This is a genomic window from Legionella sp. D16C41 (assembly GCF_048541585.1).
Lineage (GTDB): Bacteria > Pseudomonadota > Gammaproteobacteria > Legionellales > Legionellaceae > Legionella_C.
In genome coordinates, this window is the sequence record NZ_CP183303.1 from 849,244 (window position 1) to 875,735 (window position 26,492).

Here is a 26,492-nt window from a genome sequence, read left to right on the forward strand (position 1 = left end):
TCAATATCTATTTATGAAAAATTTATATTATTATCAGTGTGCTACAAATATAGCTAGACGAATGAATTTATTATCATAATAATAGACGTCTTCATCAAAATAATATGTATTATGGACGAGCCCAATGCAGATATTTATTGATGGTAAACAGCTTTAAATCAAAATTTGTTTGCTTAAACTTGATGGCATCAAAAATTTTTTCTAATTAAAAATTGGCAACCAAGTTTGAACTACATCCTAATGACATTAAAGGGATATTTTTATGCCAGAAGAAAAAACTATTTTATCAAGTCAAACTGCTCTAAACAAAACAACGCTTTTAGATGTGCCTAAGGATGTTATTGGCGTATTAGCCTCTAATTACCTTTCTCTACAAAGTATTTTTTCATTAAGATTAACCTCCAAAAAATTTGGTTTAGATGATGAATTAAACAATATAATGAATAATAAAAGATTAGCTATTGCAGTCCATGCATTTGGCAGCTTTTATTTGTGGAGAGGAAAAGTTTTTGCTGTTGGACGACCCTATAGCGGTTTAAAAGAAACTATAGAGCAAATTCCTATACCTGGTAATGTTTCGATACGTACCATCCATGTTGGCAGTGAATATGCTATTTTTAGTGATGGGAAAAATAATTATTTTGAATTTGGTAAACATCTCTCTTTAACTGCACTTCCCACCTATGCCGAACAAATAAGAAAGCTACAGCTTAAAGATAGTATTATTACTAAAGTTGTGACAGGTGATTACAACTATTTTATGTGTGATAACAATGGTAAGTGGCATTCTTCAGGGCCACATCAAGCATCATTAGATTATCTTCAGGAGCAAGGTAAAAATATCACCCATATAGTTAGTAAAGATAAGCATACTTGTTTGCGCGATAATGATGGTAGGTGGTATGGATTTGGTAAAGGTGAGTTTTTTGGTGCTGAAGAAGAAGTCTATGAGCCTGTGCTTATCACATTACCCAACGAAGAAGCAATCTTGGATGTTAAGCTTGGGAAAGAAAATACTTTTCTAAAGGGAAGTAGCGGCCGATGGTTTGCTTACGGTCAAAATAGTCGTAACCAATTAGGAGCTAGTGATATTGTTTCGCAGTATTCTATTTTTGAATATAAAACGCTAGATAATCTTCCAATTGAGAAACTTATAGTGGGTGATTATCATGTTTTTGCATGCGATAAGCAAAATCAATGGTATTTTTCTGGAGCTTATATCCGATATCAAGCAAATGATACTAGGCGCCCTGTTACAAGAGCGTGGGAATATAGTAAAATTTTTCACCCTATAAATTTACCCAACTCAAATAAAATCATTAACATCATTACCGCCACTTCACATACGTTTTACTTGGATAACCAGGGTCGCTGGTATGCCGGAGGGCCAAACATAAGTCATGATCTAATAGGTTTTAAGGAGTCTTACTTAACTTTAGAACCAAAAGAATTTAATTTCTTTGAATTAGCAAATATTGCAGATAGTGAAACTCCAGAATCGTATAATAGTTTGAGACGGTAAATTATTCTTTTTCATTTTCCTGGATTATTAATTTTTTCTGATAGCTAATAAGAGTGCTTCACTAAAATGATTTAATATGCTTACTATAATATTTTCAGCTAGTATAGCCTTAATGAATTACGGGTTAATTAAAGTCAATTTATTAACCTATAATTTTTTGTAAGTTACATCTTAATTTGAATGAATAGAATTTTTCTTACAATGTATAAATTTTTTTGTGGCTAAGTTATGATATATGATTTCAATAAAGAAGTAGTATGGCCGTATTATCTGAAGTAATTGCTGAATTTGAAAAAGCTTTTCAATACCTAAATAATAATAAAAAAAGGCAGTCAAAGTGGTATGAATTTTGGCTTGCTAAAAGCCTTAAGAATGCATTTAGAAACCCCGAGTTAACAAAAAAATTAGAACAAATAGCTAATGAGTGTTTAATTTTATTAAATGAACTAGCTACAAAATTCCCTAATACCCCATTTGAACAAAATCAGAAGCAATTTTTTACAATTATTGCGCAAACATTTCATTTAGTACAAGTACAGCGATTTAAGCATGGAGAGATTGAGAGCAATAATTATCAAATTAATAATCAATATATCCTTGAACGCTTCATTACTGCTAAAAATCCAGGTCTCTTTGAACAACAGCTTACAAAAGCGCTACAAATTATGGCTGCAAAATACCCAGAGCATAAAAAATTTTTTAAAGATTTAGTGTTTAAAATAAATAAAAATACGATTGAACCCTATCTATTTTTCCAAGAAAGTAGAAAGTTTGATGTAAGCGGTAGGATTAATTATTCAGAACGAATTAATAATCGAGAACAGACAATGCTTGATCTTAATGATCGTGAGGAATTTGCTAAAAAATATATTAATGTTCTTAAAATGTAATAAAAAAATCGTTTACTATAAATACAGTTTATTTATATAACTGTAAAAATAATGAAAATAATAAACAAGGATCAATTAAAACTTATGCATTTTTTTAGTATAATCTTATTCATTTACATTAAAAGTTAGTATGGCAAAAACACTTGAAGAGTTAAGAAAAATTATTAATGAACAAGAAGCGGCTTTGTTAATAAAAGCGCGGCAGCAGCAATTAAGTTTTAAAGAGCAGAATGAATTGGAAAAGCTTCAGATGAGGCTAATTGATGAAGAAGGTTTAGATGAGCTTCCTGCAGTAGATATTTTACAAAATATGTATAAACCAGCTCCTAAACCGTTTGAAGTTCAAGCTATATATCATCAGATATTTGAAAATTTTGCTAAAGAGTTTGGTGAGAATAATATTCATAATCAATCTTTACATTTTCCGAACGACGAACAAAATGTAAAAGCTAATAAATTTTTTCAACAGCAAGCAAATGCTGGTTATGCGTTTTTATTTAAACAAAGCGGCTGTGATAATTATGCTTTTTCAGATGGTAAAGGTCATTATAAAATGGGAGCTAAAGCCGATATTCTAGCTTATTGCCATAAATATTCGATAACACCACCGGCATTATTAAGCAATACGCCGGAAAAACATAATGAGATTACTGCTGTAAACTTAGGTTTATAATGTAAAACTAGTATGTTTAGGCTTTTTAAGTAGGTATTTAAAGTCGCCAAATTATTAGATTTATTTAATAGCTAACTACTATTGAAATGAAATCTTAGTATAAGTCTAAGTTGAACTATGGCAATAGCGGTGAGATTATTTCTGTAGAACAAAGATAATTCCTTATGGCCTAAAGTTTTTAAAACGATATTCATAATTTTTTAGATGTGTAGGTGGTATTTTTAGAAAATGGCTCATTTTTTAGTAACTCAAATGTTAATAGGTTAAACTTAATTATGTTTATGGGGCTATTGGAATAGACATTATATTTAGCACATTAGCAATTTTAATAGATTTAACTTGATAACTTGATAATACTAGCCTTTATTACTTTTGCTTCTTTTATTTAGGCGCATACTAAAAATAAAAATTCTAACTATCGAAAGTCTTATAGTATGGATGTCACAAGTGATTATGCTATTCTACTAACTTTCTCTTGAATTTATGCCTCCAGTTATAATTTTAGAGTTCTAAAAAGTAGAATTTCTTTTGTAAAAAAATTAAGAAATTAAAAGGCTTCTCTTTATTACTAAATAGTAATTTATAAAGCTTAACTACTCGATTTAATGAATAAAATATTTAGTGTTTTAACAAATAATTTGAGAGTTGTAAAAATGAAATTTATTAAGCCAGCCGTGAAAAAACAAATGTTTGGTTTCGCTGTGGCAGGATTATTAAGTACATTGATAATGTTTATTCTTTATGTATGTTTATATAAGGTTATAAATTACCAATATGCTTATTTAATAGCTTATTGTATTTCAATCATTGCACTATATTTTATGAATAGTGCTGTATTTAAAAGGCCCATATCGGTACATACTTTTTTAAAATTTCCCTTAATCTATTTACTGCAATATTTGTTAGGTGCGGCAGCATTACAACTTCTAGTTTGGTTTGGGTTTTCAATAACTTTTGCTCCACTATTGGTAATAATTATTCTATTACCTCTAACTTTTTTATTGAATCGAATTGTATTTGCTAAACGTTCAAATAAGTATTAAATAATATCTTTTAAAAATTTCTAAATTCCAAAGCTAGCTAAGGCAGCATTAATATAGCGAAGCGCAATCAAAATTATAGGATTATTTACTTTCTTGCATGTTAAATGCTTCACAAAATGCCCTTCATCAGAGCATAAAAGCATCTTATTGGTAGGATTAAGTATAGGGATAGGATATTAAGAAATAGGCCGTAAATTGATAAATATGCTCTATAATTTAATAGACTTATCAATTTTATGGTGGAGTTATGCCAAAATCAGATGTATCTCCTGGAATTATTCACGAATGGATACAACAAAATAAATTTGCTGAAATAATAGCCTTTTTACAAGAAGATGAGCCTAAAGATAAAAGTATTTATGTGGATAATTTAAGCTCTAATTATAAACAAACACCGCTCGCTGAAGCGTGCAGAATAGGCAACGTTGAGTTGGTAGAAGCTTTATTAAAAAGCGGTGCTGATGTAAGCAAAGGAGGACTTAGGACTAGGAAAACCATATTAGATTACGCACAAGATAAACCTGAAATAATTGCAAAAGTCTTAAATCCGGTAAAATTATGGGTAGATAACTGGAAAGAAACTGATAAAACTTCCAATGCTGATAAGTCAAAATATGCATTATTAGCCTATAGTTTAGCAGATTATTATCAAGCTAAAAATGATAACGACCTTAGCCAATTTTATTTTCAAAAAGCTCAAGGTATGACTGACCCCAAAAAATATTCGGCTAATACATCGACTATGGCGGCTATTAATGGCCCCCTAAATTGGCGTTTATTTAGATATCAGTTACATCATGGCAATATTAAACAAGCTGCAGAAAGTTTAGAGTTATCATTAAGTGCATTCGCAAGTTCTAGCTCGCAAGATCCTACAAGCATATTATTTGAACAAGAGGCAATATACGAGTCATTTATTGAACTTATAAAATTAAATGATCTAAACAGCCTATCTATTTTGGATACAATAAATAACAAGCTTGTAAAAAATGCTCTGACGGCTGAGCAAGTGATACGAATTTTAGATTTTCTTAGTATTTACTCTAAAGATAATAAATCTATCCATCCTGAAATAATTCAGAAAATATCTCTCATGATTATTAAAGGTGTTAACTCTGATAGTATAGGCGATACTGAAAAGTTTAGGCTCGCTAAAAATCTTCAGAATATTGGCCGTAACTTAGATAACATAGATTCTCAATTATCACGTGAATTATTTATTGCTTCTAATAGTTTTTTAGGAAAGGTTAAAGAAAAAAATCAAACCTTGTCAATAATGAAGAATATGAACGATAGCTTTTTAAAAGTTTTTACTGATTTGGATAATATCGAAAAAGAATTTATTCAAAGTGCACAGCCAACAAATGATATAGAATTCTTAAATTTAATCACCAAGGTTTTTCGGTTAGAAAGTGATCCATCATTCGTTAAAAATGTTATTCGCTATAACTATAAAACTCGAATAAGAGAAATTGGTGGTTTACTTGAAATGTATTATCGAGATGCAAATAAGCCTAATCCAAACCTTAATAATCTAATAATATCGCAAGTACGGATCACGACGAAATTAACAGATCAAGCGCTTCAGAAAATACAAACTGATACGGAAAAATTTTGGTTTGTATTACAAATTACAAATAATAAAAAAGATCTGATGCGACTTCATAATGTAATGTATAATATGGCTTCAGCCCTGAGGAGTATAAAACTACCAGCGGTAGATCCAAGGAAAATAACACAAGGAATTTATTTTTTTATTGAAAAACTTAATGCTACCGAAAAGGCAATGTTTTTGCAAAGTACAGAAGAAGAGCGGCAATCATTTAATTTTAATTCACTCAATTTTTATCTTAAGGATATTGAAGTTCTTTCAAATAAAATCTTAACAAAGGCAAATATTTCAGATAATAATTTTAAGACTATAGCTGAAAAAATTGATAACAATTTGTCGTCTACTATAGCTCTTATTGAATCACATCCACCTGCACAAGCTCCATTATTTTTCTATCTAGGACTTTTCATATCCAAAACTGTCCTGCAACACGACAGAGAAAAGGTAGCTAGCTCATTAGTTAAAGCTATTTCAAAAGCATTAAAATCAGCAGAAAGTAATACAACAAACACAAAAACAATAGAAGAAGCTGCTTTAGGGCTCGTTTTTTTAAGTCAAACTAACACATCATTTTTTGGTGATTTTAGTGCGGCAAACCGTTCTGCATTTAAACAATTATTGGCAGGTACCAAGGAAATATATGTTAAAATGCAGAAATTAAATATACCTTCAGAGAGAAGAGAAGGGTTTTATAAGGGAATAACAGATTTTTGGCTCAAAGCAATAGAAGATGCTAGCCAAAGGGATAATATTGATTTGGCTATAGAGGCAGCTATATTCTTTACAAGTAACAAACTTGGCTCTAGCGATAAAGAAAATATTATTAAAATTGCTAAGGTTATAGATAAATATTTAATAAATCATTTACAAAAAACCCTCAAATCAGAGGGTACGCTACAAAAAAGTCTATCGGATATTGTAACATATATAAGATCTCTATTAAAAACAGGCAATGAAGAGCTCGTGAATTCAATGATGAGTTCATTAGTTTTACAATTAATTAATAGTCAAGATGGGCTAGCGCTTGAAATAGGTGAAGAATTAATTTCTATTGCGAATAGATTGCCATCAAAATTTATTCGTCCTCAAATTATTGCTGACCTAAATTTTCTGCTTCTTAGAACGTTGATAACTCAACCAAGTCCCAATTTGAGTATAATTGCAATTGCTGCAGATAAGTGTGCCGCTTACTATACTTTGTCATTAGGGTCGGTAGACCATAAGCCAAATGATTACCTGTCTGTAATGCGCACTAGTTATAATATGCTTGCAACAAATAATAAAGCAAATAAAAAATTTGTTGCAGCGCTTGATTGCTATAATAGTTTGATGGAGATAGACCTTGATAATACAAAAGAATATGTCAAAAAAGCCAATGAGGTTCTGAGAAAATTAGTTGAGAAAACAGAGAAAGTTAGCGCTAAGGTACTTTTAATCGAAGAGCTTATTGATAATCATACTTACTTAGGAGACTTAAATACACTTGAGCTTGCTGTATTATATCAAGATCTTTTCGTAGCGAAACATCAATTAATTGAACATTATATAGCTCATAATAATTTAAAAGGTGCTAGCAAAATTTGTGAGGAAATACTTCAGCATCCCCAAATCAGCGAGCAATCAGCAAATTATCAAGACAATATTAAAAAATTACAAATATCTATTAACGATAAACAGCAAGTATTAAAACAAAAATTCACTCAAACTCAATCATTTTTCCCTTCTTCATCGACATCAAAAAAGAAAAAATCAAAAGCTAAAGAGACTGATGTACAAGAAGAAAAAGAGGTTAAAGATAGTAAAAAAGATGTTGACAGTATGGAAGCTATAGATGTACCAACTTTTCCAGATGGTAAAGTTGGCGCCCAGATTAAAGGACACTTTATCGCTAAAGATAATTCAAGCTTTTTTCCTGTTATTAAAAAAGATATTTCAGATTTTAATAAGCTTAAAAAAACGAACTTTGTTTTATATAAAAAGTTAAAAAAAGCTGCATTAGAAGGAGAGATTTGTCGTGAATTTGGCCAATCAGGAATTAAATATTTAGGTGCTGATACTTGGGAGGCCAAAGTAAGCGGCAAACAACGCCTCTTTGGCAAAACAGTGGAAAGAGATGGCAAAAAATTTATTGTTTTTGATACCTATTCATCAAAGGGACTGCATCGTTCGAAATAAAAGATTCCTACTGAAACAGTCTAAAGTACAAATTATATTATTTTAAAAGGGGTTGAGTTATTGCGAAATAGCTTTTATAAGACAGAAGTTGTAAAACTACAATTATTCAAAAATGACGCCTTTTCATCTTGAGCATTTAAATGCCTGCTAACATTGTTTTTTTTAACAAAGATAGGCGGACTATCTTCCTTCTTATAATTAATACAAGTAGGATACTCTAATTTATCCCAAGTCCCTAATGCTCTAGTATTGGATTTATAATTATTAAACGAAGCTGCATTAGGTCCTATAAGACTTAAAATTAAGCGAGAACTTTCAATATATTCAGATGCTTTAGATAGTCCTCTAATGGACATTTTAGGTGGTAATTGTTGATGAATTATATGCTCGCTTAGGTTTTTAATTATGCGCTTAATCATGTGGTGAAATTGCTTAATATGATAGGCTGTATGAATAATGAATCGTGGCAATAAGCAAATCATTTGACATAATAATGCGCCCATAAATAGACACACTTTTTGTAATTTCCAAATCCGAGTTTTTAATTGTTGACGCTCATAATCGACAAATGTATCAGGTATTTCTGGGGTATGATTCTTAAAATTAGGTGCTTTTGCATGGGCTGTGAGACTATTTTCATTTTTCGAACCATGTCGAAAAATTTTTGTGCCGGGTGGTAAGTAATAACTACCCATACGGAAAACAGGATCGCTATGATGGGTAATTACTTTTAACGTTCTTTCAGATTTATCACTAGAGATACTCTTATTTCGTTCATAAATTCTAGCTTCACGTGAGGTTAAAGTAGGGGGATTAAATACATAAAAATCTACTTTCGTTGGTTGGTGAACATGACAGTGCATACTCATCGCCCCACCTAAACTTTGTCCTGTGCATATCACGGGACGGCCAGTTCGCTGATATTCACTATTAATCCATGATTGAATCTGCTTTTTACCGCGGCTATAAAGGAAAGTACCAACAGCACCGCCAGGCATAGTATCACCCAAAATCCCCGCAATAAAACCACGGTCACTAGGAACTGTTGTGCCTGGAAAAATAAGTATTGAGGATGCCTTACTCGTTAAACCATAGGCATAGTAAGGGGAGCTAAACCACCCTGATGTCAATTTGATTTTATGAATAGTATAAGTGATTCCATTTATATCAAGCTGGCTACCTTCTTGGGGGTGCGCAAATGCTAAATAAGATAACGCATTATAACAAATAATTTCTTTTTTTGCGGCGCTTAGCGTTTTATCACCAAAGGTTGCTGCGATTTTTTCTTTTAAAGCATTAAAAAATTGCACTGTAAATGAAGAGCTTGCTTTAAAAATCATTGCCCACAATAATTTTATCCAGCCTCCAAATCTAAACGAAAGGGAATCAGTATCATGAAATAACCATTTAACCATTTTTTGTGGAATAGTATCACTCATGTTTGGAGCAATTTATACAAAATAATCTATTATTATTCAATTTATTAAAAAATGCAACTCTCCTTAATTAGTAGTTCTTAGCTAGATAAGGCTCTTTGCATAACCCTAAGAATTGCGACTATGTTGTAAGAAATTTTAATTTGTAAAATATGAATTTTTGGGCGGATCTCAGCTGTAAGGCTTAAGTTATTCATTAATAAGCGAAACGACACTTCGCTAGGTATTTTGGCCACCCAACAATTGAATTATTCTTTTTAACCATTTGCTTATTTAGTGGATACTAAAATTTCATAGGTCATTTACTTGAAATCTAATTAGAAAATATAGCGAATAGTATTCCAGGCTAGATATTGATTGTGCAGAGCAAGCCACTGTTGAATCAGGTTTTTCTTAAGGCCTAATTTATATCGTACCGCTTCTCCACCATATTGACTGACTTTACTTTCTTGAAAATCTGGACGCCAAATTAAAGACTCACTGTCAAATCGTTTTAATTCAATATTTCTTTCATGTTGTTTTGCATTGTGTGTTAAAAAAATGCATTCAGCTTTAACTTGGGGTTTATATTTATTTTCAATTGTTTCATTAATTAGGATAAATAAATCGCGGTATTCATCTAACCATCCTTCATAAACAATAATTGGCGAGAAATTAAGATGCACATCGTAGCCTGCTTCTATAAAGACGTTAACAGCATTTATACGTTCTGTAATAGGTGTTGTTTTAGGCTCTAAAGTAGAGCTAATCTGTTGGGGCATGATGCTAAATCGTATTCTAACTTTTTTTTGAGGATTAAATTCTAGCAGTTTTGAATTGACATACTTAGTTGCAAAGGTCGCTTTGCCTTTGGGATGCTGTTTAAAGAATGCAAATATTTTAAGCCAATCAGTATGCTTCCAGTGTAGACTAACATCGGTTGAGCAGCCAATATCATAAGTCCAGTATTTATCATCTGTTTGATTCGGTATTTTAGTAGGAAGATTTATTAAATGATTGTTAATAATGCCTAGAATCTCATCAACATTTTCATTAATATAAATATTGTTAAAATTATGACGCATGACATAACAGTAACTGTTACGACATCCTCCAGCACAACCATAGATAAAGTTAGGTGTAATAAAGTCTGCTGAACGGCCATTGGGTCTTATTTTTAGAGTTTTGGTTTTTTGCGTAATAAGTTGTGGCATCTTATTGAGTACTAAATCTTACAAATACATAAGTCATTAAATTATAGCTTAACCCATAGAGCTAAATATATCACTAGCAGCTAAAATCGCTATCTATGGTTTGCTAACAGTTCCACTTTACTCATTTTTTATGGCTAATTTCCTTTTAAGTTGTCTATAGAAATATAATACTTCAGATTGGCTATGAATAAGAGAATATTAAAAACTAATTTACTAGAAGTAGTTGTATCAATTGTAACATTACACCATGATTTAAAACCAATGCTTTTTCCCATATAGTTCCTGATGAAACTATCTACTAATTAAATCTGCTCTATCTAATAGACACTACTTTAAAATTAGCATTTTAAAATTAAATCTTGCTACGACGCATTAAAGGTCTGTTTTAATTTCTTAGCTGGAGGTTGTTCATTATCTTTAGCGCTATTTTTTGAAAAAAATGACGGCGATGTATGATATTCAAAGTTAGTTTGTTTATTTGCGCTACAAGACTCTTCAGGCTCTTGCTTTATCCAATTTTTATCAGAATTTGATTGAACTTTTATACCCATCACCTCAAAACATTTACCGCCACCTTGACTTTTACCTCGCAAACGGCGTTTTCCATCTACTCTTGCGATAGGAAAAGTAAATGTTTGAAGGTTATCAATATGATGTTCTTTAGAATATTTTTGGAGAGTATTACATAAAGCTTCAGGACCAGAGCCTTTTATAGTAAGGTTAAACCGGTCTTCGGTAAAATAGCCGGGTTCAGGCGGTTCTTCCTGAGTTTTTCTCTTTTTATCCATCAATGTTAGTTGGTGTTTTTTTAAATCATTTTTTTCATCTAAAGCTCCATAAAATGAAAGCAAGGAAGGGTGCTTATCAAATTGTTTATAGGTAGTAAGTATCTCTATAATAAGTTGTTTTAATATTTCATGATTCTCAATAGAACCGAGAATGTCATTACCTCCTGAAAAAGATTTACCTAACTCATCAAAAACAACAACGCCGGCTTTAAAACCATGCTCAGCATCATCTGATTGTAATTGTGGTTGTACAGCTGGAAAATCAATATAGTGAATTAAAAAAATGGTATCGGCATCAAAAAAATATCCGCCTTCTTGCCGCAGAATTTCAGGAATCAATAAATCTTTACGTGCTGCAGGGTTGGCGTTACCTACCGCTTCCCTTCCTAAACAAGATTCCAGTTGTTTTTCACCACCTAAATTTTGGATTTCTGATGTTTTATAAAAAGGATCATTTCTTGCGTTTATCAAAAGTGTTTGAATATTTCTTATATTAATTAGACCTTGAGGGATAAAAATATCCTGGTTAGCAACGGTGTTATGAAAATCGCTATCTTTATCCATCCACAGATTGAAATCAAATCCACTTTTTTTTGCTAAGTGGGCTAAATTTACAATACTTAATAGATAGTCTTTCGGTATTGGTTTACTTACCCATACAATATGAATTTTTTTAGGAATTTCTGGCATCTTAAATCCTCGTGTAATGAATAGATAAATTAAAACCATAATATAGTATTATTGCACACAATGATTAATAAAAAATTAACAAAGAGGGCTCTGCTGTAAAAAAGATATACATTTATTCAAACAGATATTCAGTAAATAGTGCTTCTATGGACATATAAAATTCAAAAAAGGAAAGTTAAAGCGTGAGTTTTAGGTCTTACTAATTCCAAACTAATAATTTAAATTAAAACGCAAGTTGAACTTAGCCATGAACAGAAAGCTCAATTTAATGGCCTAAAAAATTTCAATAGCGTTTACAAGACTAAATTATTTAATCTTAAGCATCCAAGATGCAGGTTTAGAAGTTGTGTATATCGTGCTTAAATGTAAAAATCTACATTAATAAAATGACCTTCCCAATTCCTAGAATTATGGCGATTTATAACTCAAAATTACTCTTCTTTCGTTTAAAATTTTTTCAACTGTAGAGTCTAGCGAAAATAGATATGAATTTGAACAAAGAAAAAATAAAAATAATACAGATTACAGATACTCATCTGGTTAGAGATAATTCAACGGTATTTAATATCAATACTAATTTGGCATTTAAAAAAGTAATAAAAAATATGCAGGCTGATCTTGCTGATACAGACGCTATTTTTTTAACTGGCGATTTATCTCAAGACGAAAGTATAGAATCCTATGAAATAATTGTAGATTCATTAAAGGAGTTTAATAACGAAATATTCTGGATTCCAGGAAATCACGATTCTATTACTAATATGCACCAAGTATTTGCTAAGAAAAAAAATTTTATTAAAGGAAACTTTTTAGCTACTCATTTATGGGATTTTATTTTTTTAAATACTAAACAAGATGGAAAAGAGTCAGGATTTTTATTAGACGATGAGCTTGAATTCCTTAATTTAGAGCTTAAAAAAGAGCGAAATAAACCTGTTGCCTTAGTAATGCATCATCATCCAATAGAAGTTAATACCCCCTTAATCGATAAATATATACTTGAGAATAAAGAAAGTTTTTTTGCGGTTATTGGTCAATCTGAAATAGATTTAATAATTTCAGGACACGTTCATCATGATTACTCGATAAATTATAACGATATTTATTTTGAAACATCACCTGCTACTTGTTGTCAGTTTAGCAAAGGCACTAGAGAGTTAGTAATTGAAAATTATATAGGGTATAAAATATACTATTTTTCAAGCAGTAATTATGTGACAGAAACAAAGTTTTTTGCTAATTAAGTTACTTAAGTTTTCCATGATGGCTTTTAAGCTATTATTCTGATCCTTCTGACTACGTCCCGTGGCTTGTCCACGGGATCCAGTGATTTAATTGAGCGCGGACCCGCAAAGAAGTTACAGGACGTAGGCAGGAAATAACAAGGATGCTTATCTGGTAGAAGCAAAATATTTGCACAAATTAAACTATAATTAGTAATTAATTGTTTGGATATTTTTAATGCCAATTAATAATGAGCAAGATACATTAAATCCATTAAAAGTAACTGCCTTATTAGCGTTACATCAACAATTAAAATACCCCAAAGAGGAAGGTTTGTGCCATGGATTTTCATTACGCTGGCTGGAGGCTGCTCTATTAGGACGTTTAGAATTAGAACGTTTCGAAAATCGCATTAAATATATTCTTTCAACACCTACTGATCTTTTAATTCAACAGATAAATAAAACCTTAGCTAAAAATGGACAAAATTTAACCTCTAACGACTACGAATTAATTGAAATACTAGCCTTTTTTGATAGCTTAAGCTTATACCAAACCCCAGAAAATTACCCATCCTTATTTAACAATCTAGGGTACATTAATCAAGAGCAGTTTGAAGTTGTTTCTGCTTATGCATCATCAGTTGAAATTGAGAAAGCAGGCGGTTTAAAAGAAGTTGGGTTAGATTTACTAATTGCAACTACGGATGAAATTGAAATTTATTTACATGAATTAAAACAGTTTCTAGATAAGAATTTAGATGATTACAAAGAGCCTATAGGCTTTTTATTATCGGATGACGAACACACGGTTGCTTTAGCTTATGATCCAGTACAAGAAAAATTTACATACAGAGATATTAAAAATTTAGAAGATAACCTAGATTCGCCTGATATAGCTGCTAGTATAGACAGCACAGATGCTGAAGCTAATATGGATAAGGCTGATTTAGAAGGGTCCGTTACCGGCTTAAGTAATGCAGATCCCGGTGATGAGTCAGATGATTTTGATAGCAATGATGATATTGATGATATTGAAGAGGACTATGAAAAAAATATAGCATTTGTTACTTCAGATATAGTTTATAGTTTTAAAAAAAAGAAAAATATAGATAGCGAAAGCCATTATACAGCTTTTAGTATACAGTTAATTGTTACAGGTAATGATAAACGTTATGAGATGTTACAAGAAAGGTTTAAACAGTTTAAACTTAAACGGCCTTTGACTAAGGAGATAGCTTCTCGTGAAACAGAAACTATTAATTTAAGTTTTTTTGCTGCTCTATATAATTTAGGAGATTATATTGAAAAGTTAGGGGCTTGGCAGGTTAATTTAGATAAAATCAACGGAAATGGTTTTGCCCCAGCGTATGTTGCTGCTGAGTTTGGCAGCTGTAATGCCATTGAGCAATTAGGAAAATTTAAAGCTAATTTAAATTTTCAAACGGAAGATGGATTAACGCCTGCTTACATAGCTTCGGATAATGGATTTGTTGAAGTTATTAAAATACTTGCTAAATTTAATGCTAGCTTAAATATAGCAACAAAAAAAGGGATAACACCTATTTTTACTGCGGCACAACATGGTCATGCTAATGTTGTTAAAGAATTAATTCTACATAAAGTTAATGTTAAAGAACCCTGTGTCGTTAATAAAGTCTATTTACAATCTCTTATTAAAGATAAAGAGCCTATGGTTGAGGAATGTTTAACTAAATTTTTAACAGAGCAATTAAATAATGATAAAATCAGTATTACACCATATGATATTGCAATGATTATGGGTCATCACGAGGTTGTAGCCGTAATTGATGAAATGGTTACACAAAAAGTTGAGAATAAATTTGATAGTCGAGTAGCAGATACAAGACATAGTTTATTTGCTTCTCAACCAGAAAAAAGAGCACTAGATGAGGAACAACAACTGCCAGAAGCTAAGTTACAAAAAAAAGACTAATTATAATTTTTAATCAATATCCAAAAGATTTACGATGTATCGTAATAGTGCCTGTTGGTGTTCTAATATTCATCTTTCCTAATATAGAAGAATATTATTATTGCAGGATAAGGCATTCTTCTCCATGACTTACATTGGTTTGTTAACAGAAGTAGATTGCTTATCTAAGTTATCATCTGAAATGATATTACTTGGAATATAGTATTTTGATTGAAGTCGACTAAGTACAATTTCATAAATAGACTGTTTTTGGACTTTTATAGGATAAATATTATGCTCATTAAAACCATATAATTTATTCACACAGCATTCATTATTTAACGATATAAATTCAAAACAATTTTCTTCAGCATATTTTCTCCACCATACATCTCTAAAATTTTGCGCTTCTGTAGAACTCTTAAATTTCAACAACAAAAAACCATTATCAGCATTAGGGTTGGTGTCAAGTTTAATTATTTTTTCTAATCCAGGGATAGGGATGCAATCTAAAGATGCACTTGTAGAAGGTGGTGTAGTATGAAAGAAACTTGTAGAAACTTTAGTTGGTTTAGTAGGCGTGAACGATGCCTTAGCTGGTTTAGCAGGCGTAGGTGATGGCGTAGTTGTCGTTTTAGCAGCTTCCGTTTGAGCTGCTTTCACGTCAACGAATTTATCAATGTTAAAATATTGTTGCATAAGTGAAGTAATAATGTCACAAGCATTCGTTTTAGTAGCATTAAGCTCGGCATTATATTTTTCAACAAACCCTCTATCGAGTATTACCATGGCAGTTACATCGTCATGATCTAGAGTAATCAGCTGAAGCAAACTATCTTTTGCATAATTTCTATTCCATACTGCTACAAATTGTTTTGCTTGCACGGAGCTATTAAATTTAAGACTTACATACTTTAGATGAGATCGGTCTTCAGCTACATTATCCTTCTTTTTGATACTGCATAATCCATCAATGCTCCTACGATTGCCAGCAACAAACTCAGGTTGTGGCATTGAAGATGTTGCATCAGCGCCTTTAGTTGGTTCCGGCGATTTTTTTGGTGTAGGCCTTTGAGATGGCACAAATGGGTCTATGTACTCAATCGTATCTGGAGCAATAATATAATATTCTTCTAGCGTATTAAGTATCCCATTATGCTCAGCTAAAAGCTTAGCTATATGCTGTCGTTGCTGTTGTGTTTTATTACCAGGTTCCAAAAATGAAACACATAGCTGCCCTAAGCTCACAAACTTATGATGAACTAAGCCATTCGCATAACGCTCATTCCATTCCTCTACGAAAGCTTGTGCTGCTCTTGAATTGACAAAAAGAAGCTCTAATACACCATCTATGAAGTTACTTGAAGTAACAGGGATTTTCCGAACTTTAATTAAGCCAACAATTTCTTTTTTAGATGGTGCAAAACCATGATTTTTAACTGTAGGCTGTGCAGCAAGTTTGGTGGCTAATAATCTATCATAATATGCTTTCTTTTCTTTGTTACTTAGAATGTCATATGCAGCGCTAATCTCTTTGAACTTTTCGTCACCACCCGGGTTTCTATCAGGATGGTATTGACGAGCTAATTTGCGATATTGATCTTTAATTTCTGAAGGTTCTGCTGTCGGTGGAACGCCTAATATTTCATAGCAATTTTTTTCATGCTCTGTAAAAAATTTTTCAATTTCGTTTTCAAAATGGTAGTCTGGTTTTTTATCATCGTCTTCTTTAGTTGCATCTTTAGGTGCATTGGTTGCATTTTGTTTCATAGATTTTAACCAAGTCTTATTTACATACTGTACAATTTTAATGCAAAAAATACGTTATGAGAATCCAGTAATTTGGAAACTATCTATTTCCAAATTGGAAAGAAAATTCATCAAGAATAGTCTAAAGAAATGAATTGGATTTTTAGCTGAAGCAAATTATTAAGGATCTTTCTAAAGGTACATTTTCACTAAGTCTGCAATAATTTAGCAATATCTCGTCTTTCATAATTTCTTAATATAAACGAGTTAAAATATTACAAATAAGTCGAATTAATTAAGGAATCATAGTTAATGAAAAGCATAATAGTGGTAGTAAAAAAAGATTCAGCTATTACTGCGTTAACAACTTTTTTACAAGAAAATTATCCAGATGATATTATTGAGCCTGACTTTGATTCATCAACTTTTCATAAACAAATAGGTTATGACACGTTAACACATAATCATTCGCGAGTAACCTTTGTTGCTCATGCCCATAACGGTTTTTTTGGTGATCCAGACAATCACTATTATACGCCAGAAGCCTTTGTATACTATCTGGTTAATACTTGCCGCTTACCTTCTAGTGTTAAGGAAATTGATCTAATTGGTTGTGAAATTGGATTTATGTTAAATAACGTTTGCTTTGCTTCAAAAGTGGCTCAATTACTTTTTGAACAAGGATATAACATTGAAGTAAGAGCCTTAACTAATACTATTTCTAATACTAAAGTATCAAATATTAGTATAGGTGTAGATAATAAAAAAGGTAAGTTAATTATTTTTGGCCAATCAATTTGTAAAAAAACTTTAACTCAACTTAGGGCATTAAAAGAGCAAATACAACAATATGATCAAGAATTACTTTCTCTACGAAACCGCTTGGTGGAATTAGATAAGGAAGAAAGACAGTTGTTTAAAGATTACCCGGATTATAAAGATAGGAAAGATCAGATGCAAGCGCTTAGAAATGAGCGAGAAGAAAAGAGAAAAAGAGCGACGGAGTTAAACAATAGCTCAGAATATAAATCGTTAAGCGACAAAATATATCGTATTAAAACAGAGATAAACTTATTTGAGACCAGTAACGTTCGTGCTGATTTAGATAAACGCCCAGAGTTTTATTTTAATGGACAAGTAATTAAGCAAATAAATGAATTAGAATCAGAAATAGAGAGTATTAGAAAAGAAAATGGCAACTCAGCTTTATTGATAGAAAAGGAGAAAAATTTAGTATTTTTAAAAGAAAAAAATAACTTTATTACACAAATAAATACTTTAATTAAAGGGTATGAAAAAGATTTAAGTTCAATTACTTTGTTCAGGAATAGAAAAAATTACAAAAAAGATAAGTTAGTGGAATTAAAGTTAGCTTTAATAAATTGTACTAATCCTGATGATGCTTCTATATTAGCAAAAAAATTACTTAGTGATTCTTATTTTTTAAAAGGAAATGTATCACATAAAATTAAAGATTTTTTATCTAATTATGGTAAGCGACTTGATGAAATAGCAATGAATAATAAAGGTGAAAATAAATTAAGTTCTTTTGGATTTTCATTATGAAAAATTTTAGTTTCTTTAACAATTATTAAATATTTAATTCATCAGTAGTTATTAAATAATCCGTATCTGCTCCTAAATAAATTCTATTTATGTCATTTGCAAATATTTTTTGTACCTGTTCTAGAGGATTATCGCGATACTAATCGTATCCACAGCGGGTAGCTATAGAGTAAAAGAAAGGTACAGTGCCGTTTGTTCTTATACTTTCTAATAATGAGTAAATTATTTTGCGTTGCAATATGTTATTCACAATTTCTGTGGATAAGGCTGTGTGATATTTATATAAAAGTCACGGATAATTAAACTACATACGACTTAAACCGCTAAGCTAGATAATAGAAATGTAACTCACAAAATAGTTACAAATTTTGGTACATTAGCTATATCAAGCAAAATGACTAGTTAATTTTAAAACTAGATAAGCTTATCTCTTAAAGTCTATTGGTTATCTATATGGCTAAATTGTATCTAAGAAAAGAAATTTCCTAGAAGCATCTTTACAAAAACTAATTTAAGTAAGGACACTCTTCTTGATAGCTCGTACAGAAAAGCTTATAGAATATTTTGGTAATACAAATCTTAAATTAAGACTATTTCCTGACTGAGCTCTAGTTGGATTGTCTTTGGTCATTTAAATAAAAGTAAATTAATCTTTATGTAACCCTAGTTAAATGACCACTTAATTGGCTGATTTCTCGCTTTCTTGGAGTAGATTAGGGGTGATTCCACATAATAACCGGTCATTTATGTAAAAAAGTGCTTAAATGAAAAATTTGGGCTTTAGAGTTGAGCTCTACCTAAAATTTAAGACTTTAAGTTTAATCTTTTTTGCAGCATCAATCCTAAAAAACAGGTGAAAAAAATGTAGTAGAGTTTGATTTTTCATTTTTAAGTTCATTATTCTGCTTAGGTTTTTCTATTTCTTGTAAAGTGCCTACTTTTTCTTCAAGTTTTTTTATTCGCTCTTCTAATGCTTGAGGTATTGCCGCTTGCTTAGCTTCGTTTAATAGTAAAACACATTCATTGCGTAATTGTGACATTTCTTTTATAAGTTTCGATAACTCCTCTGTATAACTAGTTTCTAAGGCTTTATTATTAATTGATTGATAAGGAAGCATGATTAACTGAGCTTCTGCAAATAAAGTATTAATTATCCCCATTGCTTCACATAAATAAATATAGCCTTTAAAGCGCTCACCATATGCCCAAGCTTGCGAGTTTGGCTTTAAATTTTGAAAATAATTCCTAGCTAGCTCTACTTTAATTTCTATTTGTTTCAATAAAAGAGGATTAGGGCTACGTTGGAGTTTGTTTACTAATTCTTTAATTTCTATAGAAAGTGATTGAATCTCAGTAAAACCTAGTCCCTTATCTGTAAAAGGTGGTGATTTTAGCATTTTAAATCAACAAGTTAATGAATTTAAACTATTATATATTAACTCAGCTTGGATTCAACAGATGAGTGCAACTTTTGATATAATAGAATCAGATGAAATAAGTGTCCATAATTCGCTAATTAGTACGGAGCTGAATCGTAATCTAATCTTTATTCATATATGCTTAGGTTATTGGACGTGAAGGCAAATTACGCTCAAAGGTACGTTGATGATAGACGACAAGACAAGCTTAAGCACATTAAGGTCGTTGTTTCTATGCATTAAAGTATCCAGTAGGAACTATATTTTCAAATTAAGCAAAGGGTAGATAAATTAGTCAATATCGAACTAGTAATTAAAAGTTTATTAGGAGTAGTGAGTGAAATTTAAGTACGAGGAAATCCTTACAAAATTAATTCAAAATGATTCTAGCCTTACCGTGGTTGATTTTAGACAAGCGAACTTAAGCTCAATACAGTCTAGAGAAATTTTTAAGGCATTAGAAAGTAACAATAAAGTTATTACGCTCAAGTTTTTAGGTAATAATTCAAGTGATGAAGCAGCTATAGCGCTAGGCTCGATGTTAGAAAAAAATCACACGATTGAAGATCTTCAGTTAGGTAGCAACGAGATAAATAATAAAGACATTGTCCATATTATTAATGGATTAAAGAATAATGATACAGTAACTAGCCTTGACCTTAATAGTAATCTTTTTGATATAGCTGATCCTATTGCTGATTTGCTTGAACATAACAATTGGATTCGAGAAATTGATTTAACAAATAGTAATATTAATAATGATGGCTTTTTAGAAATTAAGGCCGCGTTAGAAAGAAATGAAAATTCATCCTTAACTGCATTCAATGTTTACTATCCACCTATCCCTTGTCTGGATGACTTCGACAATCTTTGTAGAGCTAATGCGAAAAAATATGAAAGCAGTGTCCGACTATTTTAGCTAGTAATAGTTTTTTTCAAATCCAATATGCAAATAAATGGTAAGTATATATATTTCACTATATAAGAATTTTTGTATGGTGAAATTAACACTTAAAAATATATCTTTTCTCTGCAAATTCCCTAGATAAAATTTAAATAAAGTCAGACTGCTAGATATCGATATATGTATTTTTTAACTTCATAAGAGGTAACCAGTTAAATTCACTTTTATATTATTATTGAGGTGCCATTCCTTTATTAGCAAGCTCCTGCAATGCTGCTTCATTTTTTTGAACATTCAATTTCATCCCAGCTAATACTTCAGGGGCTTTAGTAAATTGAATATCAGCGTATTCAACTACTTGAATAAAATTACCCCAAGGGTCTAAAAAATCAAAAAATCTGTCTCCTATTAATTCTGCTCCAGCTTTTATTGCCAATTCCTTAACCTTAGAACGGTCATCAACGACCAAGCCAAAATGACGAATCGTATCTCTATGAGGAGTTGCACTTTTCATAAGCGCAATAAATTGGTCGCCTAAATCAATAAATGCATGCTCGTTACTCTTACTTCGTAACGTAAAATTAAAGATATGACTATAGAATTCTAACGCTTTTTCTACATCACCTACTTCAAGTGCAATGTGGTTAATGCCAATTAAATTTGCTTTAGCCATGATAAGTCTCCTTCCTATGAAATACTTATCTCTGCAATAGTACATAACAGAGGATTTATAAAGCTAATTTCTATCATCGCTTTCTTTGAGCATTTTCTACATTATTTTATCTCATGCCCTTAATCAATCGCTAGCGATATAGATTCTGTATCAGAAGCAACATAAAATTTCATTATAGTTGATGTCTCGTTTTATTACCCATTTTCTTGTCTGTCATAGTCATTTATTATCATCCAGCCATTTCTGAGTTTGCTCTCTCCACGCCTTATAACATTCATTATCACAAAAGTACCGAATATAATCGTTCCCTTTGAAGGAATTAGTGGCTAATTTTGGAGCGAGCTAAGGCACATAAAAAGACTCTCTTTTTTACAGTTTTCTTAAAGATTAAATTTCTTAAAGGAAATTAACCAGGGCAAAGCCTACCTATCTGGTTCGGTATGCAGTTTAAGTGCTTTTTTACGCTATTCTAGCGCAATAACTCCAATAATAATCAGTTCTTTAGGATTGCTATTTACTCTTTAGTGAAAACCTTATCGTACCTATGATGTTAAATATCGATAAAGTGTAGGCTTAGAAATATTAAGTACTTTGCAAATATCGGCAATCGCTAATGCTTTATCCTGATGCATACGCTTAGCAGCTTGAATTTTAGAGGCATCCACCTTAGGCCGGCCACCTTTTTTGCCGCGAGCACGAGCAGCAGAAAGACCTGCTTGTGTTCTCTCTTGGATAAGTCTGCGTTCGAACTGAGCCATGGACGAGAAAATATTAAAAACCAATTCACCGGAAGCAGTGGTTGTATCAATCGCTCCATCACATAGCGATTTAAACCCCACGCCTTTTTCTCGCAAGGTTTCAATAAGGGTTACTAAATGCACCATTGAGCGGCCTAAGCGGTCAAGACGCCAAACGACTAAGACATCACCTGCTTCTAATTTTTCTAAACATTGCGTTAGACCAGGTCGGTCAGTTTTAGAGCCCGAAACTTTATCTTTAAAAATAAGATTTTTCTGACAACCTGCTTTGAGGAGGGCATCCACCTGTAAATTTAAATTTTGCTCAAGTGTACTAACTCGGGCATAACCAATTAATCGTGACATCAAATTTCTCAATTATTATTATTTTTAATAAGTTTATAATACTTTGATTATGATATGAAAATATAAGAAAAATAGCAATGTAAAAAGCAGGATGAGTAAGGCTTTTTGGTAATGAAAAATAGAGTGGGAGTAGTCTCAAAATGGTCGTTTTTTGAGAGTCATGAAGTAAATATCATTGAATTATATTTACTAGCTTTTTACACTTATTTTGTGTAAAATAAATATTATTAAATAAATTATAAGACCAGGCGTTGAAAGCGTTAAATATTATAGAGCTTTCTAAACGGGCTCAAAAAGATTTACAAAAAATACCAGAATATATAAAAACTAAATTATTAGTTTGGATTGATTCAGTAGAGCAATTAGGTATTTATCAAGTTCGAAAAATACCAGGTTATCATGATGAACCTTTAAAGGGTAACCGACTAGGTTAGCGTTCTATACGTCTTTCTAAAGGTTACCGAGCTATCTATACGATGACATCAAACGGCAATATGGAGCTTATTACAATCGAAGAGGTAAATAAACATGACTATTAATGCACGTGAATATCTAGAAAAACAAGTAGGTCCTTTAAGTTTAGGTAAAACCCTTCGTGCTATTCGATTAGGTGAAGAGGAAAGCCAAACTCATTTTGCTAAAAGGTTAGGCATTTCTGTTCAGTATCTTTGTGACTTAGAGCATGATCGTAAAATAGTGAGTGCTAAGAAAGCTAAATCCTTTGCAGATAAACTTGGCTATTCTGATAAACAATTTGTTCGGCTTGCCTTACAAGATTCATTAAACCAGTACAATATACCTATGCACGTTGAAATTTCTGCTGCTTAAAATAAAGCTATTTAATAATAAAATACGGCTATTACAAGAAGATAGGTTAGTCAGTGAAATTGCTAAAACTTTTAATGTTCATAAAGCAATAATTTATCGCCAAGTATTATAAAGGAGGGCGTGTTGCAAAAATAAGATGGTTGTATACGGCCCTGTTGCAAAAACAAGGCTGTAGTATACTAATTAATTTTGTATAACGATCTGATGAGCTTTAAAAACCCTGTTGATTTCAAGTGGCGCCATTTTCATGGCGAAGTCATCCTGCAATGTATACGCTGTTATTGTAAATATGGGATCAGCTATCGAGATTTAGAGGAAATGATGACGGAGCGTGGCTTATCAGTCGATCACACGACAATTTATCGCTGGGTTCAGTACTATGCGCCGGAGCTTAAAAAACGATTAGATTGGTATAACCAACGTTACTCTAGGAGATGGCATCTCGATGAAACTTATGTCAAAGTCAAAGGGGAATGGAAATATTTATATCGCGCTATTGATGAGTCTGGCCATATGATTGATTTTTATCTGTCTCATCGTCGCAATGCCAAAGCGGCTAAACGGTTTCTTAATAAACTGGTAAAGAATAATCCTACCTGTGATGTTAGCGTGATTAATACGGATAAAAATCCAGCCTACAATCAAGCCATTAGAGAATTGAAACAGGTAGGGAATTTATCTAAGCGAGTTGAACATCACCAAATTAAATATCTTAACAATCGACTTGAATCCGATCATGGAAAACTAAAGCGGCTTATTAAGCCTACGCTTGGATTTCAATCCATGAAAACAGCCTATGCAACTATCAAAGGATTTGAAATGATGTTGATGTTTAAGAAAGGACAATTCAATCATTGGATTTAGGAACACGTAACGAAGTGTCGTTTATTAATGAACAATTTGGGCTATACAGCTGCGATCGACCCAAAAATTAATATTTTGCAAATTAAAAATTTCTTGCAACAGAGCCCTTCTAAGTCTAAATTTTTGCTGTAACTTCTCATTTTAGATATAAAACTAATCAATTTGATTGTTTATTAATACTCTCTTAATAAAAATAAATTAAAATCAAATTTCATAATTAACACTTGTATGAACGCATAATGAGGAGTATGTCATGCTTAAAGCGTGTACCCACCTTTGTCGTGAAAATGTTAATTTTTGCTTATTTGATGAGACATTAACCATTTACATATCAGCGCTAGGAAACAGTATAAATGAGGAAAATACCAATTTAGAGACATCACAAAACATAAATTATAAAAGCAAAAGAGGAGGAATTAACTATGCCCTTCTCAAAAAATAAAAAGTTTAATGAAATAAAAAGTAAAGAATGGTTTGATAATGCGAAAGAAATTCCTACTAATGAAAATGAAGTGATAGCTTTTGTTGGTAGTTGGCCACATAAGGGAAAATATCCCCATTGGGCAGTAACAGGAAGTGGAAAATTACCTCATCCTTTCAAAAATGATAATGAGGTAGAAAAATCTTTTAGAGATATTTGTGTTGCTATAAGAGAAAGCCGCCTTAGTGAAGTTGAAAAAATTAATCGTGTCCATCTTTTGGTAGTACAACTGGTTAATCTCCCAGTGAGCACAATAGATGGCAAGAAGGTCCATGGAGGGGATTATAACCATGTCCAACATCCGCTTTATGCTAATAAAGAAGTTAAAAATTATGTAGAAATTCAAAAAAAACTTTTGTCAGCTAGTTTAAAAGATATTCTTAATCCTGAATCATATCCCTTTATGACAACTGAAATAAATATCGAGCAACGGTTTGCAGATTGCAGAGCAGCGAATGCTCTTTTTGCTTACGGGCTACAAGTTGCTGGAGTCTTGGATATCAAATGGGCCTATGTTAAAGCGACTACTTATAAAGAAGGCATTGCAACCACAGACAATAATAAAAAATTTAGTGAAGATCATGCTATTGTATTATGGCAAAAAAATAATGAAATTTATGTGCTGGATTCTTTTAATATTGAATTTCATGGAATTAAATTAGAAGAATTTTTTAAGGCTAATGGTGTAGGCATTAGTAGCGCATATAATGAATTTGTAAAATATTATGAAAAAGCCTATCCCAATACAACTCAAGCAAAACAAGACGAGTATGATAGAACTATTCTAAGTTCCTATAGGTCAAAAGATAAAATTAGTGCAGCATTTTTTCCTTCTCTTGTAGAAAGAAACCTTAGATATCCCGGTATTAAATGTTATCACTCTACTTTAAAAACCGCTGAATCTGAAAACTGGAGTAAGCTTTATTCAAATATATTTGAAGAGCAATGTACTTTTCCTGAAACTAAAGTGTTCAGAAAAAAGTAACGTGACCCATATCCAATGAATTTAGCTTAAAACCTCAATTCAAATTAAAGGAAATCTTTAATGAATATCGACTTGCTCAAGGCGCATAGTTATTGTGAATTAGTGTATAGGATTTTATCTTAGTAATCCTATATTTTAGAATTGGTTCAGTACTATGTATAAATACTATACTAGTATCATAAACGGTCGTTTCTTGATAAAGAATTGAGAGTGATAAAGAAGCATATTAAAGTGTATAATAATTGACTTATTTAATTATTTAAAGAATCACATTTAAACTGCATTCTAATCCACAGGTAATGCAATATATTCCCTGTGGAATACAAACAATGGCTGAAACATTGCTTAATCTAGAAGATGATATAATACACCAACAGAAGTATGGTTTTAGTAAATGGGCTATGTTTTTAAAAAGTACGAGTGATTTTGCGGGACGGGTTGGATGGAAACTAACGAGGTCGAAGCAGGTTTTAAATTTCTACCAAAATATTGGAGCAATGGATTTGCGACTGAAGTATTAAAAGCATTGCTTGCCTGGGGAAAAGTTAATATCCCATTTCCTTTAATAGCATTTGCATACCCGGAAAACAAAGCATCGATTAATATATTAGTAAAAGCTGGCATGATCTATGTGAGGCATGATAATTATGAGGGCAAACAAATTATAGTTTACTCAATGCCGCTCTAACTTTTTTCAAAAAGAGAATTTCAGTTTGTATTTGCCCCATTTCTGTAATTTA

General features: G+C 31.6%; 21 protein-coding genes and 1 pseudogene. 15 read left to right on the top strand and 7 right to left on the bottom strand.

Annotation, left to right across the window (positions count from 1 at the left end; translation table 11 throughout):
- Positions 1–262 precede the first annotated feature (262 nt).
- From ACNVED_RS03785 to ACNVED_RS03805, 5 genes are all read left to right on the top strand, one after another.
- Positions 263–1,522 (top strand): hypothetical protein, encoded by a 1,260-nt coding sequence (locus ACNVED_RS03785; RefSeq protein WP_419420431.1) that lies wholly within the window; start codon positions 263–265, stop codon positions 1,520–1,522.
- A 257-nt stretch (positions 1,523–1,779) separates the two neighbouring features.
- A complete protein-coding gene (locus ACNVED_RS03790) occupies positions 1,780–2,412 on the top strand; it encodes a hypothetical protein (RefSeq protein ID WP_419420432.1) in 633 nt (210 codons plus the stop codon).
- A 130-nt stretch (positions 2,413–2,542) separates the two neighbouring features.
- Positions 2,543–3,085 carry a hypothetical protein gene (locus tag ACNVED_RS03795; RefSeq protein WP_419420433.1) on the top strand — a complete coding sequence of 181 codons (543 nt, stop codon included), beginning with the start codon at positions 2,543–2,545 and terminating at the stop codon, positions 3,083–3,085.
- Between the two features lie 653 nt (positions 3,086–3,738).
- A complete protein-coding gene (locus ACNVED_RS03800; RefSeq protein WP_419420434.1) occupies positions 3,739–4,128 on the top strand; it encodes a GtrA family protein in 390 nt (129 codons plus the stop codon).
- Between the two features lie 247 nt (positions 4,129–4,375).
- Positions 4,376–7,915, top strand: coding sequence for a hypothetical protein (locus tag ACNVED_RS03805; protein WP_419420435.1), 3,540 nt, complete (start codon positions 4,376–4,378; stop codon positions 7,913–7,915).
- A gap of 74 nt (positions 7,916–7,989) precedes the next feature.
- Here ACNVED_RS03805 and ACNVED_RS03810 read toward each other — a convergent pair whose 3' ends face one another.
- The 3 genes from ACNVED_RS03810 to ACNVED_RS03820 all read right to left on the bottom strand — a co-directional run bounded on the left by ACNVED_RS03810 (position 7,990) and on the right by ACNVED_RS03820 (position 12,022).
- Positions 7,990–9,354 carry a hypothetical protein gene (locus tag ACNVED_RS03810; protein ID WP_419420436.1) on the bottom strand — a complete coding sequence of 455 codons (1,365 nt, stop codon included), beginning with the start codon at positions 9,352–9,354 and terminating at the stop codon, positions 7,990–7,992.
- Between the two features lie 314 nt (positions 9,355–9,668).
- Positions 9,669–10,544: a radical SAM protein gene (locus ACNVED_RS03815; RefSeq protein WP_419420437.1), complete on the bottom strand. Its 876-nt coding sequence runs from the start codon at positions 10,542–10,544 to the stop codon at positions 9,669–9,671.
- A 362-nt stretch (positions 10,545–10,906) separates the two neighbouring features.
- On the bottom strand, positions 10,907–12,022 hold the full coding sequence (locus ACNVED_RS03820; protein ID WP_419420438.1) for a hypothetical protein: 1,116 nt from the start codon (positions 12,020–12,022) through the stop codon (positions 10,907–10,909).
- Between the two features lie 491 nt (positions 12,023–12,513).
- Between ACNVED_RS03820 and ACNVED_RS03825 the strand changes: the two genes are divergently transcribed.
- Entirely contained in the window at positions 12,514–13,266 is a 753-nt protein-coding gene (locus ACNVED_RS03825; protein ID WP_419420439.1) for a metallophosphoesterase, read from the top strand.
- 217 nt (positions 13,267–13,483) lie between these two features.
- On the top strand, positions 13,484–15,202 hold the full coding sequence (locus ACNVED_RS03830) for an ankyrin repeat domain-containing protein (protein ID WP_419420440.1): 1,719 nt from the start codon (positions 13,484–13,486) through the stop codon (positions 15,200–15,202).
- A gap of 129 nt (positions 15,203–15,331) precedes the next feature.
- Here the strand turns inward: ACNVED_RS03830 and ACNVED_RS03835 are convergent, their stop codons facing one another.
- Positions 15,332–16,951 (bottom strand): J domain-containing protein, encoded by a 1,620-nt coding sequence (locus tag ACNVED_RS03835; RefSeq protein ID WP_419420441.1) that lies wholly within the window; start codon positions 16,949–16,951, stop codon positions 15,332–15,334.
- Between the two features lie 291 nt (positions 16,952–17,242).
- On the opposite strand from ACNVED_RS03835, the gene ACNVED_RS03840 reads away from it, so the two are divergent.
- Positions 17,243–18,496 (top strand): hypothetical protein, encoded by a 1,254-nt coding sequence (locus ACNVED_RS03840; RefSeq protein ID WP_419420442.1) that lies wholly within the window; start codon positions 17,243–17,245, stop codon positions 18,494–18,496.
- Positions 18,497–19,338: 842 nt separating this feature from the next.
- On the opposite strand, the gene ACNVED_RS03845 is transcribed toward ACNVED_RS03840, so the two are convergent.
- The gene (locus ACNVED_RS03845) at positions 19,339–19,893 is read right to left on the bottom strand and encodes a hypothetical protein (RefSeq protein ID WP_419420443.1); all 555 of its coding nucleotides are present in this window, start codon (positions 19,891–19,893) and stop codon (positions 19,339–19,341) included.
- Positions 19,894–20,251: 358 nt separating this feature from the next.
- Here ACNVED_RS03845 and ACNVED_RS03850 point away from each other — a divergent pair, with 358 nt between their 5' ends.
- A complete protein-coding gene (locus ACNVED_RS03850) occupies positions 20,252–20,833 on the top strand; it encodes a hypothetical protein (protein WP_419420444.1) in 582 nt (193 codons plus the stop codon).
- A gap of 217 nt (positions 20,834–21,050) precedes the next feature.
- Here ACNVED_RS03850 and ACNVED_RS03855 read toward each other — a convergent pair whose 3' ends face one another.
- The gene (locus ACNVED_RS03855; protein ID WP_419420445.1) at positions 21,051–21,491 is read right to left on the bottom strand and encodes a VOC family protein; all 441 of its coding nucleotides are present in this window, start codon (positions 21,489–21,491) and stop codon (positions 21,051–21,053) included.
- Between the two features lie 542 nt (positions 21,492–22,033).
- On the bottom strand, positions 22,034–22,594 hold the full coding sequence (locus ACNVED_RS03860; protein WP_419420446.1) for a recombinase family protein: 561 nt from the start codon (positions 22,592–22,594) through the stop codon (positions 22,034–22,036).
- Positions 22,595–22,845: 251 nt separating this feature from the next.
- Here ACNVED_RS03860 and ACNVED_RS03865 point away from each other — a divergent pair, with 251 nt between their 5' ends.
- The 6 genes and pseudogenes from ACNVED_RS03865 to ACNVED_RS03890 form a co-directional block, all read left to right on the top strand.
- A complete protein-coding gene (locus ACNVED_RS03865) occupies positions 22,846–23,028 on the top strand; it encodes a type II toxin-antitoxin system RelE family toxin (protein WP_419420447.1) in 183 nt (60 codons plus the stop codon).
- A 94-nt stretch (positions 23,029–23,122) separates the two neighbouring features.
- Positions 23,123–23,422 carry a helix-turn-helix domain-containing protein gene (locus ACNVED_RS03870; RefSeq protein WP_419420448.1) on the top strand — a complete coding sequence of 100 codons (300 nt, stop codon included), beginning with the start codon at positions 23,123–23,125 and terminating at the stop codon, positions 23,420–23,422.
- Between the two features lie 204 nt (positions 23,423–23,626).
- Positions 23,627–24,286, top strand: a complete 660-nt coding sequence (locus ACNVED_RS03875; RefSeq protein WP_419420449.1) for an IS6 family transposase — start codon at positions 23,627–23,629, stop codon at positions 24,284–24,286.
- Positions 24,287–24,539: 253 nt separating this feature from the next.
- Complete coding sequence (locus ACNVED_RS03880) at positions 24,540–24,728, top strand: hypothetical protein (RefSeq protein ID WP_419420450.1); 189 nt, start codon at positions 24,540–24,542, stop codon at positions 24,726–24,728.
- Positions 24,709–25,752 carry a hypothetical protein gene (locus ACNVED_RS03885; RefSeq protein ID WP_419420451.1) on the top strand — a complete coding sequence of 348 codons (1,044 nt, stop codon included), beginning with the start codon at positions 24,709–24,711 and terminating at the stop codon, positions 25,750–25,752. The genes ACNVED_RS03880 and ACNVED_RS03885 overlap by 20 nt, the downstream gene beginning before the upstream one ends.
- A 439-nt stretch (positions 25,753–26,191) precedes the next feature.
- Positions 26,192–26,440 (top strand): annotated as a pseudogene (locus ACNVED_RS03890) (GNAT family N-acetyltransferase); the annotation flags it as partial.
- Between the last annotated feature and the right edge of the window lie 52 nt (positions 26,441–26,492).